Source organism: Bradyrhizobium sp. CCBAU 51765, assembly GCF_015291725.1.
GTDB classification, from domain to species: Bacteria; Pseudomonadota; Alphaproteobacteria; order Rhizobiales; family Xanthobacteraceae; genus Bradyrhizobium; species Bradyrhizobium liaoningense.
In genome coordinates, this window is sequence record NZ_CP030038.1 from 4653632 (window position 1) to 4668591 (window position 14960).

Consider the following 14960-nt stretch of genomic DNA (forward strand, 5'->3'; position numbering starts at 1 on the left):
CCTCAAAAATCCGTCGACATCGACAACAGCACAGTTCGCGGCGAGCCTTGCGCCAGTGCGGAGAAGCTCGCGACGCCAGCCCAGTAATTGGTGTCGAACACGTTCTGGACCAGGGCCCGGAGCGTGACCGGCCGGTTGTTGATGCGCGTGGCGTAGCGCGCACCAAGGTCGAGCCTTGTCCAGGCCGGAATGACCTGCGTGTTTGCGCCATCCAGATATTGATGCCCGGTATAGATAGCGTTTGCGACCAGCGTCAGTCCTGGCGCGAACGGGGTGTCCCATTCGGTGGACAGATTGGCCTGCACCTGGGGCACGCCGATCGGCGTCTTGCCGAAATTGGCGAGCGTGCTGGTCTTCGTCAGCTCCGCGTCGATCAGCGTCACGCCGCCGAGGACTCGAAGGCCCGGCTGAACTTCTCCGAACACGGTGAATTCCACGCCGCGATTGCGCTGCTCGGCATCCGCCCGGTAAATCTTGTCGAGGCCCAGCTGTCCCGACGGCTTGGTGATCTCGAACAGGCTGATCGTGGTGGCGAGCATGCCGAGATCGACCTTGACGCCTGCTTCCTTCTGCTTGCTGAAATAAGGCGCCAGGACCTCTCCTTGATTGCTCGCCGTCGTCGGAGCAACGTCGCCCTTGCTGAGCCCTTCGATGTAATTGGCGTACAGCGAAACGTGGCTCCAGGGCTTGACGACGACTCCGACCATCGGCGTGTACGCCGTCTGGTCGTAGGCGGAGGTCACGGCTCCCGTGATGGTGTTGTAGTTGTTCGACTTGACGCCCTGTTGCCTCACGCCGAGGGTCAGCTGAAGGCGCTCCTGGAAAACCGACATGGTGTCGGCCAGCGCAAGACCGGTCAGCTCGGTGTCCGACAGCTTCGGCACGGTCGCGGGAGCCGGAACGAGCTGCTGGGGACGAGCGATCGGCGCATAGATGTTGGACAGCACCGGCGTGCCGTTCACCGAGCCTCGCGAAACCTCATCAATATAATAGCTGCCCTGGAAGGTCACGGCGTGACTGATCGCTACGGTGTCGAACCGGGCGCGAAGGCCGGCGTCGGCCACGTTCCGGTCGATGTCGAATTTGAACCGTCCCGGCGTCGACGTGGTGTTGCCCGCCGCGTTCAGGATCGTCGGCGTCCCGAACAGACGATCGACCTGGGTCCTGCCACCGCCGGCATCAGCGAACACCGTCACGCTCTCAGTGACATCGTATTCGGCGCGCGCCAACAGCGAGTTGTCGTGAACCTTGGCCCATTCCCAGGACTGCGTGACATTGCGCCGCCCGACCGGCGCGGTCGGGACGGCGACGCCGGTTGCGACCAGGAACGGCCTCGTTGGTGCGTCGAACTTTTCCTCCTGATCGATGAAGTCGAGCGAGGCTCTGAATTTCTCGCCGCGATAGTCGAACGCCGCGGAGCCGACATGCGCCTCCCTGGTCTGGTTGTCCAGCGGCGTATCGCCATTGTGATAGCTGCCGTTGACGCGAATGCCGAATTCGCGGTTCTCGCCGAACCGCCGGCTCACGTCGACATGGGTGCCGAGCTGGGTGTTCGTCGCATAGTCGGTCGTGACCCGCGTGAGGTCGACGTCCCCTGCACGCTTCGGAACGATGTTGATGGTGCCGCCGACGCTGCTGTTTGGCGCCATGCCGTAAAGCAGCGCGGTCGGGCCCTTGATGATTTCGATGCGCTCGACGTAGTCGGTGAACACACGGTAGTTCGGCGCAACGCCATAGACGCCGTTGAAGGCAATCTCTCCGACATTCCCCTCGCCGATCGGAAAGCCGCGGATGAAGAAGGAGTCGAGGATGCCGCCGGCCTGGCCGGTGAAACGGACCGAAGGATCGTTGCTGACGACGTCGGCGACGGTAACGGCCTGCTGATCTTCGATCTTCTTCGCCGTGTAGCTCGTGATATTGAACGGCGTATCCATGAAATCCTTGTTGCCGAGCAAGCCGACCTGGCCTCCACGTGCCACCTGCCCGCCTGCGTAGGTCGGCGGCAGCGCGCCGGGCCTCGCAGCAGTGGGGGTCGCTTCCGCCTGCCGCTTGGCCCGATCATTCGCAGGCGCGCCGCGGCCCGCCCTGCGGCCTGGATTGGAGCGCGGGCGTGCGCGCGGCTTCGGCGCGTCTGCGGTGACGGTCACCGCCGGCAACGTGCTTCCCCCCGCCGCCTCAGGCGCGGCGCTCTGCGCGCTGGTGCCGTGCAGGACGCCGTCGCTGCACAAGGCAATGGAGACCACGGAAATCGCGAAGGCTCTCGGGCTGGCGCAGGTCAGAAGCGTCTTGATGCGAGCGGCAACAACGGCAACAGGACGACAAAGCACTTTCGACGACATCGCACCTTCCGATTTCATGAACATGAACGTCGGGGCGAGGTGCCGTGGGAACCTTCATCGAGTCAACGAAAGTACCCTTGAATCTCAGTAGTTTATAATAAGACAAGATCTAAATCGCGTGAGGGTTGCGCAGGGCGACTCTCCACGCAACGTCCGCGCGCACGACGCGAGCTCCCGCGAAGCGCGATGCACGCCGGTCATACGAACGCAACGATGGAGGGATTCGGGCGCCTGCGCCGAACCTGTGGCCGGTGATCGCCGACGCGGCACGCGTCTCGGTGATGTGGTCGCCTCTCATCGCTGGAGAGGAAGGCCACGCTGATCAGAGCCGCAGCGTCACTCCGCGGAGGCCTTGGCGTGGCGCTCGGAGGATTCGAGCGCTGCCTGGGTCAGGCTGCGTCGGCGCCAGATGTAGCCGACCACCAGCACGACCACGACGCCGAGCATGGCACAGAGATATTCGCCGCCTGCCCCGCCATGTCCGAACTGCGGCGGGATGCGCAGCGCGCCGAGCATGCTGTCCAGCGAGGTGCCCAGCGGTCCGTCGACCAGCGTGTGCAGCTTTGGCGCAACGCCCGGGTCGGTCGCGATCACCTCGCCCGCGACCCAGCCGAGCAGCGCAGCGCCAGCCCAGACCAGCACCGGCAGCTTTGCGAGCAGCGCCATGATCAGCGCGGCACCGGCGACGATCAGCGGCACGCTGATGGCGAGGCCGAGGATCAGGAGCGGCACGCTGCCATTGGCCGCGGCGGCGACCGCAATGACGTTGTCGAGACTCATGACGATGTCGGCGACCACGACGATCTGGATGGCGTGCCACAGATGCGAGGCGGACTCGACGTCGTCCTCGTCATCGTTTTCCGGCACCAGCAGCTTGGCCGCGATCACGACCAGCGCGAGACCACCGATGAGCTTGAGGTACGGCAGCCCCATCAGGGTGGCGACGATGCCGGTGAAGATGATTCGCAGCATCACCGCAGCGCCGGCGCCGAAGATCATGCCCCAGAGCCGGTGGCGCGGCGAGAGACCGCGGCAGGCGAGCGCAATCACCAGCGCGTTGTCGCCGGAGAGCAGGATGTTGATCCAGATGATCTTGCCGACCGCAATCCAGAAGGTCGGTTCGGCCATCTCGTTGCGGAACTGGGTGAAGAATGCCCCGATCGTTGCGGGATCGAAGATCTGCCAAAGCCAGTCCACAATCAGTCCTTTCGCCCGTCGTCCCTAACCTGTCGGCCGATGGATCAGCCGACGATCTCGTTGCCCGAGAAGAACTGCGCGATCTCGATCGCGGCCGTCTCCGGCGCATCCGAACCGTGCACCGAGTTCTCGCCGATCGACTTTGCGTAGAGCTTGCGGACGGTGCCCTCGGCAGCCTTGGCCGGATCGGTCGCGCCCATCACCTCGCGGTACTTGGCGATCGCGCCCTCGCCTTCCAGAACCTGAACCACCACCGGGCCGGAGGTCATGAACGCGACGAGTTCGCCGAAGAACGGGCGCGCCTTGTGGACGGCGTAGAAGGTCTCGGCCTGCTCCTTGGTCATGCGGATGCGCTTCTGCGCGACGATACGCAGGCCCGCCTTCTCGATCACGGCGTTGACCGCACCGGTCAGGTTACGCTCGGTCGCGTCGGGCTTGATGATCGAGAAAGTGCGTTCGATGGCCATAATGTTGTCCTTGGGAAGAAGAAAGCGGCGGTTCGGAGTTGCGGGGCTTATATCGGCGCCTTTGCCGGACGGCAAGCGACCCGCCGAAATGGCCCGCACAGGCGCTTGCCGCGGGGGCGGCTGCCGATTCCAGCATGGATGACAACGATTTCACCCAGATGAACCCAATCTGAAACCGCCGTCAGGGATCGGTTCAGCTTCACCGGCGTAAGGTCGGCCCCATCGAAACCGAAGCCTGATCACCAGGCGGATCGTTTCGGCGGCCTTTCCATCGGCGCGATAGCCCCGCGCCGGCAGTCTTTAGGAGATCACCATGTGGAGGAAACTTTCGCTTGCCGCCGTCGCCGCGGTTGCGCTGGGTGCCGCGCTGGCACCGACCTCGGCCTCCGCGCACTGGCACGGCGGCCGGGGCTGGCACGGCGGCGGCTGGCACCACGGCCACGGCTGGGGCGGACCGCGCTTCTACGCCGGCGGCCCCGTCTCCTACGGTTATGGCGGCTGCTATGTGCGCCGGCTGGTCCCGACCCCCTGGGGACCCCGCTGGCGGCTGATCAACCGCTGCTACTGAGCCCGTCAGCACCTTCCCGAGGGTACCCAAGCCCCCCGGGTACCTTCCAGGAGAAGCCCCGGCGCCCCCTCGCCGGGGCTTTGCCTTGAGCGGAAAAGACGCAGTTCATGCAATTTTTACGAGAATGCCCGGCACAGGCCGCCGCCGGCGAAACTATTTGGGCGGCAATGACTTGGTACCGCGTACTTACCTTGAGAGCACCGAACCCTGCAATGGCTGACCTCCTTGCCAATGACAGCGAACAGATCGACCGGCGCACCAGCCGCTCGATTTGCGATGCGGTGGGCGAGCGGCTGCAGCAGAGCCTCCGCCCCGAACCTCGCCTCCCGACACATCTCGAGCAGCTCCTCAACGAATTGAGGCAGCGCGAGCGGGAGCCGCACTGACGGAAAAACGAGTTGCGTTCGGCGCGCCTTGCGGTGACAAGGCCGCATGCTTGCGATCACCGATCTCTCCATCCGTCTCGCCGGACGCCTTTTGATCGACCAGAGTTCCGTGCAGATCACGCCCGGATCACGCGTCGGCCTGGTCGGGCGCAACGGCACCGGCAAGTCGACGCTGTTCAAGGTGATCCGCGGCGAGCTCGCGGCCGAGCACGGCTCGGTGACCCTTCCGCCGCGCTGGCGCATCGGCAGCCTCGCGCAGGAAGCGCCGAACGGCCCCGAAAGCCTCATCACGGTCGTGCTCAAGGCCGACCTCGAACGCGACGCGCTGCTGACCGAGGCCGAGCACGCGACCGATCCGCACCGCATCGCCGAGATCCAGACCCGGCTCGTGGACATCGACGCGCATTCGGCGCCGAGCCGCGCCGCCGCGATCCTCTCCGGCCTCGGCTTCTCCGCCGCCGACCAGCTCCGCCCCTGCGCGGAATTCTCCGGCGGCTGGCGCATGCGCGTCGCGCTCGCCGCCACGCTGTTCGCGGCCCCCGACCTTCTGCTGCTCGACGAGCCCACCAATTATCTCGACCTCGAAGGCACGCTGTGGCTGGAGGATCACCTCGCGCACTATCCACGCACGGTGATCGTGATCAGCCACGACCGCGACCTGCTGGAAAGCTCGGTCGACCAGATCCTGCATCTGGAGCGCGGCAAGCTCACGCTCTACAAGGGCATCTATTCCTCCTTCGAGGAGCAGCGCGCCGCGCGCGAGCTGCTCGACGCGAAGGCGGTCAAGCGCCAGGAGGCCGAACGTGCGCGCCTGCAGGCCTTCGTCGATCGCTTCAAGGCGAAAGCCTCCAAGGCGCGGCAGGCGCAGTCTCGTGTGAAGATGCTGGAGCGGCTGAAGCCGATCACGGCGCTGGTCACCGAGGACGTGCGCGAGATCAGCTTCCCCGCGCCGGAGAAGATCCTGTCGCCGCCGATCATCGCGGTCGACAACGCCTCGGTCGGCTACGATCCGGCAAGCCCGGTGCTGAACCGCGTCACCCTGCGCATCGACAATGACGACCGCATCGCGCTTCTCGGCGCCAACGGCAACGGCAAATCGACGCTGGTGAAACTGCTCGCCGGACGCCTTGCGCCGTTCTCGGGCAAGGTGACGCGCGCTGACAAGCTGTCGATCGCCTATTTCGCGCAGCACCAGCTCGACGAGCTCAACGAGGACGCCTCGGCCTACGACCACGTCCGCAAGCTGATGGGGGATGCGCCGGAGGCGAAGGTGCGCGCCCGCGCCGGCGCGATCGGCTTCTCCGGCAAGGCCGCCGACACCAGGGTCGGCAAATTGTCGGGCGGCGAGAAGGCGCGGCTGCTGCTGGGCCTTGCGACCTTCTTCGGCCCCAACATGATCATCCTGGACGAGCCGACCAACCATCTCGACATCGACAGCCGCGCCGCGCTTGCGGAGGCGATCAACGAATTCCCCGGCGCGGTGATCATGGTCTCGCACGACCGCTACCTGATCGAGGCCTGCGCCGATCGGCTCTGGATCGTCGCCGACCGCACCGTGACCAACTACGACGGCGACCTCGACGAATACCGCCGCCTGGTGCTGTCCGCGCGCAACGCGGAAGCCCCGCGCGAGCGCAGCGCCGCGAGCGAGAAGCCGCAGCGCGCAAGGTCGGACAATCGCGGCTCGCTGAAGAAGCGCATCGCGGAAGCAGAGGCCGAGATCGCCCGCGTCAGCGAGATCATCGCCAAGATCGACACTGCGCTCGCCCTGCCCGACATCTTTACGCGCGACCCCAAGCAGGCCGCGCAATTGTCGAAGGCCCGCGCCAATGCCGCCGACGCGCTGGCGCGCGCGGAGGAGCAATGGCTGGAGGCGAGCACGCAGTTCGACGAGGCGGCGGGGTAGATTCAAAACCTCGAAAACAACCCCATGCACCGTACGGGTAACAAATTACCTAACTACAAGTCATTGAACTGCATGTCCTTACAGGCTGGCTTAGTCCGCATACTGTCCCGCCGCCTTAATGATCGGCGCCCAGCGGTCGATCTCACTCGTCAGCATCGCGCCCAGCGCCTCGGGCGTCGCCTTGTCCTGCGGCACCGGCTCGGTGTTGATGTCGTTGAACCGGGCGATCAGCGCCGGATCCTTGAGTGCGGTCTGAAGCGCCGCGGTCAGCTTCTGAACGATCGCGGGCGGCGTGCCCTTGGGCGCATAGATCCCGTGCCAGACGCCGAGCTCGAAACCCTTGAGGCCGGCCTCGTCGGCCGTCGGCAGGTCGGGCAGGCTCTTCAGCCGCTCCTTGGTGGTGATCGCATAGGCCTTGACCTGCTTGGCCGTGATCGGCCCGGTGGTGTTGGTGGCCTGATCGCAGGTGAGATCGATCTGCTTGCCGAGCAGATCGTTCATGATCGGGCCGTTGCCCTTGTAGGGCACCGTGGTGAGCTGCTTCTGGATCGCGGTCATGAACAGCATGCCGCACAGATGCGAGGCCGCGCCAAGCCCGGCATTGGCGTAGGTCAGCTTGTCGCCCTGCTGCTGGGCGTAGGCGACCAGTTCCTTGAGCGTGTCGGCCGGGAAATCGGGACGCGCGATGATGGTCATCGGCGCGTTGGTCACGAGACCGATCGGCGCAAAGGCCGTCTTCGTATCATAGCTCAAGTTGCGGTAGAGCGTCGCGGCAGTCGAGATGCCGACATGATGGATCAGCAGCGTGTACCCGTCCGGCTGGGCGCGCGCGGCGCGGGTCGTGCCGATGGTGCCGCCGGCGCCGGTCGCGTTCTCGACGATGACCTGCTGTCCCAGGGATTTCGCCATACCCGCCGCGGTCAGCCGCGCGATGGTGTCGGTCGGCCCGCCGGCGGCGAACGGCACCAGCATGGTGATCGGCCTGGTCGGATAATCCTGGGCGATGGCCGCACCGAGCGGCAATAGCAGGGCCGATATGAGGGCAGTGAAGAACCGCATAGTCTCCTCCAGATTGTTGTTGGCGCCATCAAAGCGCATTCCGGGGCGCGGGGCCATCACGAAAGCGATTTCATCGGCAGTGTGGCGATCACGATCATGATCGCGCCGCCGACGCGCGAAAAGCGGGCTCTGAGCCGCAGGCTCGCGACGAGCTCTCTCTGGCACCGGTCATGCCCCGGTCGGATTGAAGACGGGGCTGGTCCGTTGGCGCGCGATGCGTACGCCGCGCCGGGTCAGGTCGCGCAATTGCACGAACATCATGGCGGTCATCAATGCGTCGTTGAAGGCATCATGCTGTCCGAGCGGCGGAATGCAGAGGTCGCGCAACATCGCGGCGAATGACAGATCGACCGTTGTGTTTGGCGGCGCGTCGCCGTATTTGCGGTCGTAGTAAAGCCGCGACACTTCGATGCGTTCGTTGGGCAGCTCAATGCCCACCAGCGGCAGGATGTACTTGTTCAGCATGGCGATGTCGAAATCGACATAATAGCCGATCAACGGGCGTGGCCCGATGAAGTGCAGAAAGCTCGGCAGCACCTTCCAGACGATCGGCGCCGCTTCGACGTCGGACCGGCGCAAGTGGTGAATTCTGATCGCCTCCGCCCCGAGCTCCCTGTCAGGGTGGACGATGGCTTCGAAACGCTCGCTGGTCAAAATCCGACTGCCGCGGATCTTGATCGCGGCAATCGCGACAACGTCGTCCGTTCGCACGTTCAGACCGGTGGTCTCGCAATCGATGACGACGAACTCGTCGTCAGGCGCACGGCCGAACATGAAGCGGTAGGATTGGTCGCTCAAGGTCGCCTGGTGCAACAGTCGCTTGATCGCGCGAGGCAGCATTCTAGAACATGCCGAGCTTGAAATGATGACCGACGATCTCGCGAAACTTCTTCACCACCTGGAGCGTATCACGCAGGAGGTGGCGTTCCATGCTGGACAGCTGCGCCGGCCGCACCAGTGTCCCCGATGCGCCGGCGGAGGCGGCCAGCTGGCCGTCGAGCCGAAGCATCAGCAGGAACCGGAAGGCCTGTTTCAGGTCGCGTCCAAAATCCGCTTGCAGCACGCCGAGCTCACATAGCCGCGAGATGCGCTTGTCAGTCGAAGTCTCCCGCAGCCCCTGTTCGAGCGCCAGGCTGCGAACGCCGTGCACGATCGGAAAGATGCCACCTTTCTTGAGGTCGAGCGCGTCTCCCGTCCCCTCGGACGTGATCAAATTGTTGAAGAGACCGATCGGCGTCTCGAACGCGTCAACCGCGCGCGCAAAGTGGGCCATGAACGCCTGCTCGCCCCGGGTCATATCGAGCAGCGCCGTCTTGGCGTCGTCCAGGAGTTGCTCATCGCCCGCGATCGCCTGCGCGTCATAGATGATGGCCACATTCATGTGCCCGGCCTGGTCGGGAAGCACGATCCAGCGACGCAGGTCTGCGAGATAGTCGGAGAGCGGCCTGGACCATGCCGGATTGCGCACCATGATGTCGCCGGGACAGGACGGAAAGCCGAAGCTCTCGAGAGCCTCGAAGAAGTCGTGACGGAACGCCTCCAGGATCTCGCCCTGCACCGGGCCGGCCAGGATGAGCCCGTTATCCTGATCGGTCCGTACGGTCTGCTCCCCCCGCCCCTCGCTTCCCATCACGATCAGACAGCTGCCGGTGCGCAGCTTGGCCGGCGCGAGCATGTCAAACAATCGCGACAGCAGGCGCCGGTTGAGATCGGAGACGATCTCCGCAATGACCTCCACCTTGACGCCTTGCCGCCGCAGCACGCGCGTTTGCGTCTCGATCTCGCGCGCTGCGGTGGCAAGATCCTGCCGGCTCGAGGCGCGATCGATGCGGCCGGCGGTGATCTGGGCGCTTCCGGCCAGAAATCCCAGAAGGTCGATCTCCTCCAGAATTCCGACGAATTCCTCATCCTCGCGCACGACAAGTCGCCGCTTGTTGTGCTTGGTCATCAGCAGGAGAGCCGAGGAGACGAAATCGTCACGTCGCAAGGACACGATATCGTAGTTCGCGAGCGTGCCCACCGGGGTCTGGATCGACTGGCGCCTCAGCACCACCGCCTTGGACAGGTTCATGCCCGTCACGATGCCGATCCGCTCGCCGTCCCGGACGAGCAGCGCATTGCTGTTGATCTCGCGCATCAGGTGACCGGCGGCTTCGATCGTGTCGCTTGCCGCCAGAAACACCGGCGGATGCAGGAACAATTCGCCGACCTTGGCGTGCATCAACGAGCCGTAGCGCTGCGCCTCCTCATCGTTGGCGAGCTCGTCCAGCTTCTGGGATATCTCGCGGTAAAAGAACGCGGCAAAGCGCGGATTTGCCTTGATCAGATCGAGGGCGACCTTCCTGGGGATCACATAGCAGAGCGTCTCGTCGCGGGCGAAGAACTGGTGGCCGCTATGATCGTAAACGAGCGCGCGACTGTCGAACGTGTCCTTGGGGCCGAGCAATGCGAGCAGGTCAACCTCGCTCCGCTCCTCGACGATGCCCTTGATCACGACATAGAGCGCCTCCGCCGGAACGTCCCGCCTGATGATCGCTTCTCCCGGACTGAAGTAGGCGATGTCGAGCACGGCCCGCAACGTCTCGGCTTCGTTGGGCGTCAGACGATCGAACGGCGGGTTGCTGATATCGAACGCCTTGGGCATTTCGACCTTTCGAAGATGCGACTGCCGAAGCCTCGACGCTTGATCATCGAACGCGTCGCACCGGCGAGGCCAACCGGCCCGCCGGTGCCGAGGCAACGTTCTTGGACCCTCGTTCAGTGAGCCGTCGCCGAAGCAGCTCCGATACCAGTCTGGGAGCGGACATATTGCGCATCGAAGCCATCGCGATCGACCGCGGCACGCTTGCTGCGATCCAGCATCGAGACCAGCCAGATCCCCGCGAAGGCGATGGCCATCGAGAACAGCGCCGGATTGTCCAGCTTGATCGGAGCCGATCCCTTGGCGAAGCCAAGCGTCGCCTCCCAGACGGCCGGCGAGAGCACCACACCGACAACCGCGCTGACGAGGCCCAGGAAGCCGCCGACCACCGCGCCCCGCGTCGTCAGGTCCTTCCAGAAGATCGACATCACCAGCACGGGGAAATTGCAGGAGGCCGCGATGGCGAAAGCAAGGCCGACCATGAAGGCGACGTTCTGGTTCTCGAACACGATGCCGAGGAAGATCGCGAGCACGCCAAGCACCAGGGTCGCGATCTTCGACACGCGGATCTCGTCCTGCTCATTCGCGTTCCCGCCCTTGATCACCATACCGTAGAGATCGTGGCTGATGGAGGACGCCCCCGCCAGAGCCAGGCCCGAGACGACGGCAAGGATCGTGGCAAAGGCAACGGCCGAAATGAAGCCAAGGAACAGATTGCCGCCCACGGCGTTCGCGAGGTGAATCGCCGCCATGTTGGAGCCGCCCTTGATCGCCGCGATTCCGCTCTTGGTCTTCTCGAGGATGCTCCCATCCAGGAACATCGCGTCGGTCGATACCAGCGTGATCGCGCCAAAGCCGATGATGAAGGTCAGGATGTAGAAGTAGCCGATGAAACCCGTGGCGTAGAACACCGACTTGCGGGCAGCCTGGGCATCCTTCACGGTGAAGAAGCGCATCAGGATGTGAGGCAGGCCCGCCGTTCCGAACATCAGCGCCAGGCCGAGCGAGACGGCCGAGAGCGGATTGGAGATCAGGGTGCCGGGCTCCATGATCGCGAGCTTCTTGGGATGCACTTCGGTGGCCTTGGTGAACAGGGCTTCGGGGCTGAACCCGAACTTGTAGAGGACGGCTCCGGCCATGAACGTCGCCCCCGAGAGCAACAGCACGGCCTTGATGATCTGCACCCACGTCGTCGCTTTCATGCCGCCGAACGTCACGTAGATCATCATCAGGCCGCCGACCAGGACGACTGCGATCCAGTAATCGAGACCGAACAACAGCTGGATCAGCTTGCCGGCCCCGACCATCTGCGCGATCAGGTAGAATGCAACAGTCACCAGCGAGCCGCACGCCGCCAGGATCCGGATCTCGGTCTGCCCCAGTCGAAACGACGTGACGTCGGCAAAAGTGAACTTTCCGAGATTGCGCAACTGCTCGGCGATCAGAAAGGTGACGATCGGCCATCCCACGAGCCAGCCGACCGAGTAGATCAGGCCGTCGTAGCCCGAGGTGTAGACGAGACCCGATATACCGAGGAACGACGCCGCCGACATGTAGTCGCCCGCGATCGCAAGTCCGTTCTGGAATCCCGTGATGCCGCCACCGGCCGAGTAGAAATCTGCAGCCGATGCGGTCCGTTTGGCGGCCCAATAGGTGATGGCGAGCGTCAGCGCGACGAACCCGACGAACATGCCGATCGCCGCCCAGTTGGTCGCCTGCTTCGAGCCGCCCTCGACGGCGCCGGCCGCGAGTGCGATGGTGGGCACGCTTGCGAGCAGAATTACCGATAGCCAGGCGAATCTCTTCACGAGCGGTTCTCCTCGACAATCTTGCGGATGAGTACGTCATAGCTGGAATTGGCCTGACGGACGTAGATGCCCGTCAGCACGAAGGCGAGCACGATGACGGACAGTCCGATCGGAATACCGATCGTCGTCACGCCGGTGCCCAGTGGTATTCCCAGAAACTTGGGAGCGTAGGCCACCAGCAGGATGAAGCCGAAATAGACGACAAGCATGATCGCCGACAGCAGCCAGCCCAGCGAGGAACGTCGGCGCACGAGTTCCTGGTAATTCGGATCGCGTTCAATCTTTGCGAGGTTGCTCATGTCAATGATCCCTGGATGGTCCTCTGAAATCTCTTGCCATGACGGCAGCCCCTTCTCTCGGGGACTATTCCAGCCTGCACTGACGGCCGACAGAGCTCCATGATCCAGATCAAGCTCGGTCAATCCCGTGCGATGTGTCTGCAGGCGGCGCGTCCGACGCGAGGCAGAGAGGCGATGGCTCGGGAACTATCGGCGCCTGCCGACCAAATGGCCCGTGTCGCTTCCGCGCATTTGGGATTAGGCTGGAATTTGCGTCAGCGCATCACGGATGACCCGGCTCCACGATCGAGGACGATCGGCATTTTCTGCCCAAGCAATTTCCAGCTCAAGCAATTTCCAGCCCAAGCGATCTGCAAGCAAGGGAATGATGAAGGATAGCTCAAATGTCGACACCCGAACCGATCAAGTTCACCGACGGCGCGGCTTACGAACGCTTCATGGCGCCCTGGAGCCGATCGGCCGGGGCACTTTTCCTGGATTGGCTGGCGCTGAGACCAGGTCTGTCGTGGGTCGACGTCGGCTGCGGAAACGGCGCGTTCACGGAGATGATCCTCGCAGGAGCTGCTCCCTCGCACGTGAGCGCGATCGATCCGTCCGAAGCTCAGATCGCAGCGGCACAGCAGCGGATATCGGCGAAGCAGGTCGAGCTTTCGGTTGGCGATGCGTTGGCGCTTCCCTACGACGATGCGCGCTTCGACGCGGCTATCATGGCGCTGGTGCTGTTTTTCGTGCCCGATCCCAAAAAAGGTGCGGCCGAATTGGCGCGCGTGACCAAGCCCGGCGGCATGGTCGCGTCCTACACCTGGGACATCACGCGCGGTGGCACGCCGACACAGCCCTTGTGGGAGGAACTGGATGCCATGGGCCAGCCGACGGCGCGTCCGCCGAGCGCGGATGTCTCGCGTTTTGCGGCCCTGAAGGCACTCTGGGCAGAGCTGGGCCTCCGCGATATCGAAACCCGCGAGCTCGTCGTCGAGCGGACGTTTGTGAACTTCGACGACTATTGGCTGTCGATGGTCGTGAGCAGTCCGACCGGCGTCGCGGGAAAGCTGTCCGATGCAGAGAGCGCCGAGTTGAAACGCCGGCTGCAGGACAGACTTCCGGCAAGCGCGACGGGAGCGATCACGGTCCACGCCTGGGCGACGGCGATCAAAGGGCGAAAAGCCGCGTGATGCGCGGCCCTTACGTCGCCGCCTTCTTCGCCTTCGGCTTGATCGCCCTCGGCACCGGCTGCGGCTCGGGATTGCCCTCGATCGAGGACAGACGTCCGGCGGTGAAGGTGTAGATGCCGGCGCGCGGGCCGGTGGTCCAGGTCACGACGGCGACGCGTCGGCCGACAGCGTCGGTGGACAGGTTGACGTTCGAAGGCGCGCCGATGCCGCGCACAACGTCGCACTCGGTATGCCCGAGCGCGACCGTGCCGCCCATCGGTGCGGGGGCCGTCGTCGACGCATTGGCGTCGGCGGGCCCGGGAGGCGGCGCCATGCCCGGACAGGCGCCGTCGGCGCTGACGAGGTCCTCGGCTCCCACCGGCTTGTCAGGCGTGAGCGGCGGCGATTCGATCGAGATGTTCTTGATGAAGAGACGGCCCGGCTTCTGGAACCATTCTGCGTCCTTCGACAGCAGATCGGTCCCCGAGCAGCCCGCAAGCAGCGGTGCTACGGCAGCCAACGCAATCATGAGCGAGCCGGGAAGCTTTTGATGTCGCACGATAAACTAATTCCCCGCCTGAAGGACCAGCCCTAAACGATTGTCCCAACATCCCTTTGCGGCACGAAGGTGGCCGAAGCCAGCATCGTTCACAAACTGCAAATTATCATTAATTGCTGACGGCCGCTAATTCCGCTTCTGCCACCGGCCCCGCTCGTCGGCCTGCCAGTAGGTGACATCAAATCCCCGCGCCTTGCAATCGGTCCAGGCCGCGCGGGCGAGCGCAAGCGCATCCGGATCGTCGCCGTCGAACAGCAGGACCATGCGCTCATAGCCCTGCGAGTCCTCCGGCAGCACGGCGTTGTCGATCAGGAAGCGGACATTGGCACCGTTGGGATTGCCCCCCTCGATCGCCAGCACGATGGGCTGATCGGCAACGTCGTTCACCCGCCATGTCGCGTGCGGCAGGAAGGAATCGTCGCGATAGGTCCACAAATGCGAATCGAGCGCATCGGCGCGTTCCTCCGAGCTCGACTGCACCACGACGCGCCAGCCGCGCTCGAGCGATTTCTCGAGAAGCGGCGGCAACACATTCTCCACCGTCATGTTTTGCAGATGGTAGAACAATACTTCAGTCATC

15 protein-coding genes are annotated in these 14960 nt (G+C 64.2%); 5 read left to right on the plus strand and 10 right to left on the minus strand.

The window, feature by feature from the left end:
- Window positions 1-2 precede the first annotated feature (2 nt).
- The 3 genes from XH96_RS22350 to ndk form a co-directional block, all read right to left on the minus strand.
- Complete coding sequence (locus XH96_RS22350; protein WP_371739873.1) at window positions 3-2339, minus strand: TonB-dependent siderophore receptor; 2337 nt, start codon at window positions 2337-2339, stop codon at window positions 3-5.
- Between the two features lie 336 nt (window positions 2340-2675).
- Window positions 2676-3536, minus strand: a complete 861-nt coding sequence (locus XH96_RS22355) for a TerC family protein (protein WP_194387688.1) — start codon at window positions 3534-3536, stop codon at window positions 2676-2678.
- 44 nt (window positions 3537-3580) lie between these two features.
- Complete coding sequence (gene ndk / locus XH96_RS22360; protein ID WP_035670008.1) at window positions 3581-4003, minus strand: nucleoside-diphosphate kinase; 423 nt, start codon at window positions 4001-4003, stop codon at window positions 3581-3583.
- A 313-nt stretch (window positions 4004-4316) separates the two neighbouring features.
- Here ndk and XH96_RS22365 point away from each other — a divergent pair, with 313 nt between their 5' ends.
- From XH96_RS22365 to XH96_RS22375, 3 genes are all read left to right on the plus strand, one after another.
- Window positions 4317-4571, plus strand: a complete 255-nt coding sequence (locus tag XH96_RS22365) for a hypothetical protein (RefSeq protein WP_028178706.1) — start codon at window positions 4317-4319, stop codon at window positions 4569-4571.
- Window positions 4572-4783: 212 nt separating this feature from the next.
- Window positions 4784-4957, plus strand: a complete 174-nt coding sequence (locus XH96_RS22370) for a hypothetical protein (RefSeq protein WP_194387689.1) — start codon at window positions 4784-4786, stop codon at window positions 4955-4957.
- 46 nt (window positions 4958-5003) lie between these two features.
- The gene (locus XH96_RS22375; RefSeq protein WP_194387690.1) at window positions 5004-6863 is read left to right on the plus strand and encodes an ABC-F family ATP-binding cassette domain-containing protein; all 1860 of its coding nucleotides are present in this window, start codon (window positions 5004-5006) and stop codon (window positions 6861-6863) included.
- Between the two features lie 90 nt (window positions 6864-6953).
- On the opposite strand, the gene XH96_RS22380 is transcribed toward XH96_RS22375, so the two are convergent.
- The 5 genes from XH96_RS22380 to XH96_RS22400 all read right to left on the minus strand — a co-directional run bounded on the left by XH96_RS22380 (window position 6954) and on the right by XH96_RS22400 (window position 12670).
- Window positions 6954-7922 carry a tripartite tricarboxylate transporter substrate-binding protein gene (locus XH96_RS22380; RefSeq protein ID WP_194387691.1) on the minus strand — a complete coding sequence of 323 codons (969 nt, stop codon included), beginning with the start codon at window positions 7920-7922 and terminating at the stop codon, window positions 6954-6956.
- 168 nt (window positions 7923-8090) lie between these two features.
- Window positions 8091-8762: a 3'-5' exonuclease gene (locus tag XH96_RS22385; RefSeq protein ID WP_194387692.1), complete on the minus strand. Its 672-nt coding sequence runs from the start codon at window positions 8760-8762 to the stop codon at window positions 8091-8093.
- A gap of 1 nt (window position 8763) precedes the next feature.
- On the minus strand, window positions 8764-10566 hold the full coding sequence (locus XH96_RS22390) for a putative nucleotidyltransferase substrate binding domain-containing protein (protein WP_194387693.1): 1803 nt from the start codon (window positions 10564-10566) through the stop codon (window positions 8764-8766).
- Between the two features lie 113 nt (window positions 10567-10679).
- A complete protein-coding gene (locus XH96_RS22395) occupies window positions 10680-12371 on the minus strand; it encodes a cation acetate symporter (protein ID WP_194387694.1) in 1692 nt (563 codons plus the stop codon).
- A complete protein-coding gene (locus XH96_RS22400) occupies window positions 12368-12670 on the minus strand; it encodes a DUF485 domain-containing protein (protein WP_194387695.1) in 303 nt (100 codons plus the stop codon). The genes XH96_RS22395 and XH96_RS22400 overlap by 4 nt, the downstream gene beginning before the upstream one ends.
- 99 nt (window positions 12671-12769) lie before the next feature.
- On the opposite strand from XH96_RS22400, the gene XH96_RS22405 reads away from it, so the two are divergent.
- Both XH96_RS22405 and XH96_RS22410 read left to right on the plus strand, forming a co-directional pair.
- Entirely contained in the window at window positions 12770-13048 is a 279-nt protein-coding gene (locus XH96_RS22405) for a hypothetical protein (protein ID WP_194387696.1), read from the plus strand.
- A 59-nt stretch (window positions 13049-13107) separates the two neighbouring features.
- Window positions 13108-13842 (plus strand): class I SAM-dependent methyltransferase, encoded by a 735-nt coding sequence (locus XH96_RS22410; RefSeq protein WP_246789708.1) that lies wholly within the window; start codon window positions 13108-13110, stop codon window positions 13840-13842.
- A 10-nt stretch (window positions 13843-13852) separates the two neighbouring features.
- Here the strand turns inward: XH96_RS22410 and XH96_RS22415 are convergent, their stop codons facing one another.
- Both XH96_RS22415 and XH96_RS22420 read right to left on the minus strand, forming a co-directional pair.
- A complete protein-coding gene (locus tag XH96_RS22415) occupies window positions 13853-14341 on the minus strand; it encodes a hypothetical protein (RefSeq protein ID WP_194394217.1) in 489 nt (162 codons plus the stop codon).
- A 165-nt stretch (window positions 14342-14506) separates the two neighbouring features.
- Window positions 14507-14959, minus strand: a complete 453-nt coding sequence (locus tag XH96_RS22420; RefSeq protein ID WP_061876475.1) for a DNA polymerase III subunit chi — start codon at window positions 14957-14959, stop codon at window positions 14507-14509.
- Between the last annotated feature and the right edge of the window lies 1 nt (window position 14960).

What these genes read in the sequence shown, in the direction of transcription:
- XH96_RS22380 (WP_194387691.1), bottom strand. Translation starts at nt 7,922, where the DNA reads ATGCGGTTCTTCACTGCCCTCATATCGGCCCTGCTATTGCCGCTCGGT.
- XH96_RS22370 (WP_194387689.1), top strand. Translation starts at nt 4,784, where the DNA reads ATGGCTGACCTCCTTGCCAATGACAGCGAACAGATCGACCGGCGCACC.
- XH96_RS22420 (WP_061876475.1), bottom strand. Translation starts at nt 14,959, where the DNA reads ATGACTGAAGTATTGTTCTACCATCTGCAAAACATGACGGTGGAGAAT.
- XH96_RS22405 (WP_194387696.1), top strand. Translation starts at nt 12,770, where the DNA reads ATGATCCAGATCAAGCTCGGTCAATCCCGTGCGATGTGTCTGCAGGCG.
- XH96_RS22350 (WP_371739873.1), bottom strand. Translation starts at nt 2,339, where the DNA reads ATGTCGTCGAAAGTGCTTTGTCGTCCTGTTGCCGTTGTTGCCGCTCGC.
- XH96_RS22410 (WP_246789708.1), top strand. Translation starts at nt 13,108, where the DNA reads ATGGCGCCCTGGAGCCGATCGGCCGGGGCACTTTTCCTGGATTGGCTG.
- ndk (WP_035670008.1), bottom strand. Translation starts at nt 4,003, where the DNA reads ATGGCCATCGAACGCACTTTCTCGATCATCAAGCCCGACGCGACCGAG.
- XH96_RS22375 (WP_194387690.1), top strand. Translation starts at nt 5,004, where the DNA reads ATGCTTGCGATCACCGATCTCTCCATCCGTCTCGCCGGACGCCTTTTG.
- XH96_RS22390 (WP_194387693.1), bottom strand. Translation starts at nt 10,566, where the DNA reads ATGCCCAAGGCGTTCGATATCAGCAACCCGCCGTTCGATCGTCTGACG.
- XH96_RS22385 (WP_194387692.1), bottom strand. Translation starts at nt 8,762, where the DNA reads ATGCTGCCTCGCGCGATCAAGCGACTGTTGCACCAGGCGACCTTGAGC.
- XH96_RS22400 (WP_194387695.1), bottom strand. Translation starts at nt 12,670, where the DNA reads ATGAGCAACCTCGCAAAGATTGAACGCGATCCGAATTACCAGGAACTC.
- XH96_RS22365 (WP_028178706.1), top strand. Translation starts at nt 4,317, where the DNA reads ATGTGGAGGAAACTTTCGCTTGCCGCCGTCGCCGCGGTTGCGCTGGGT.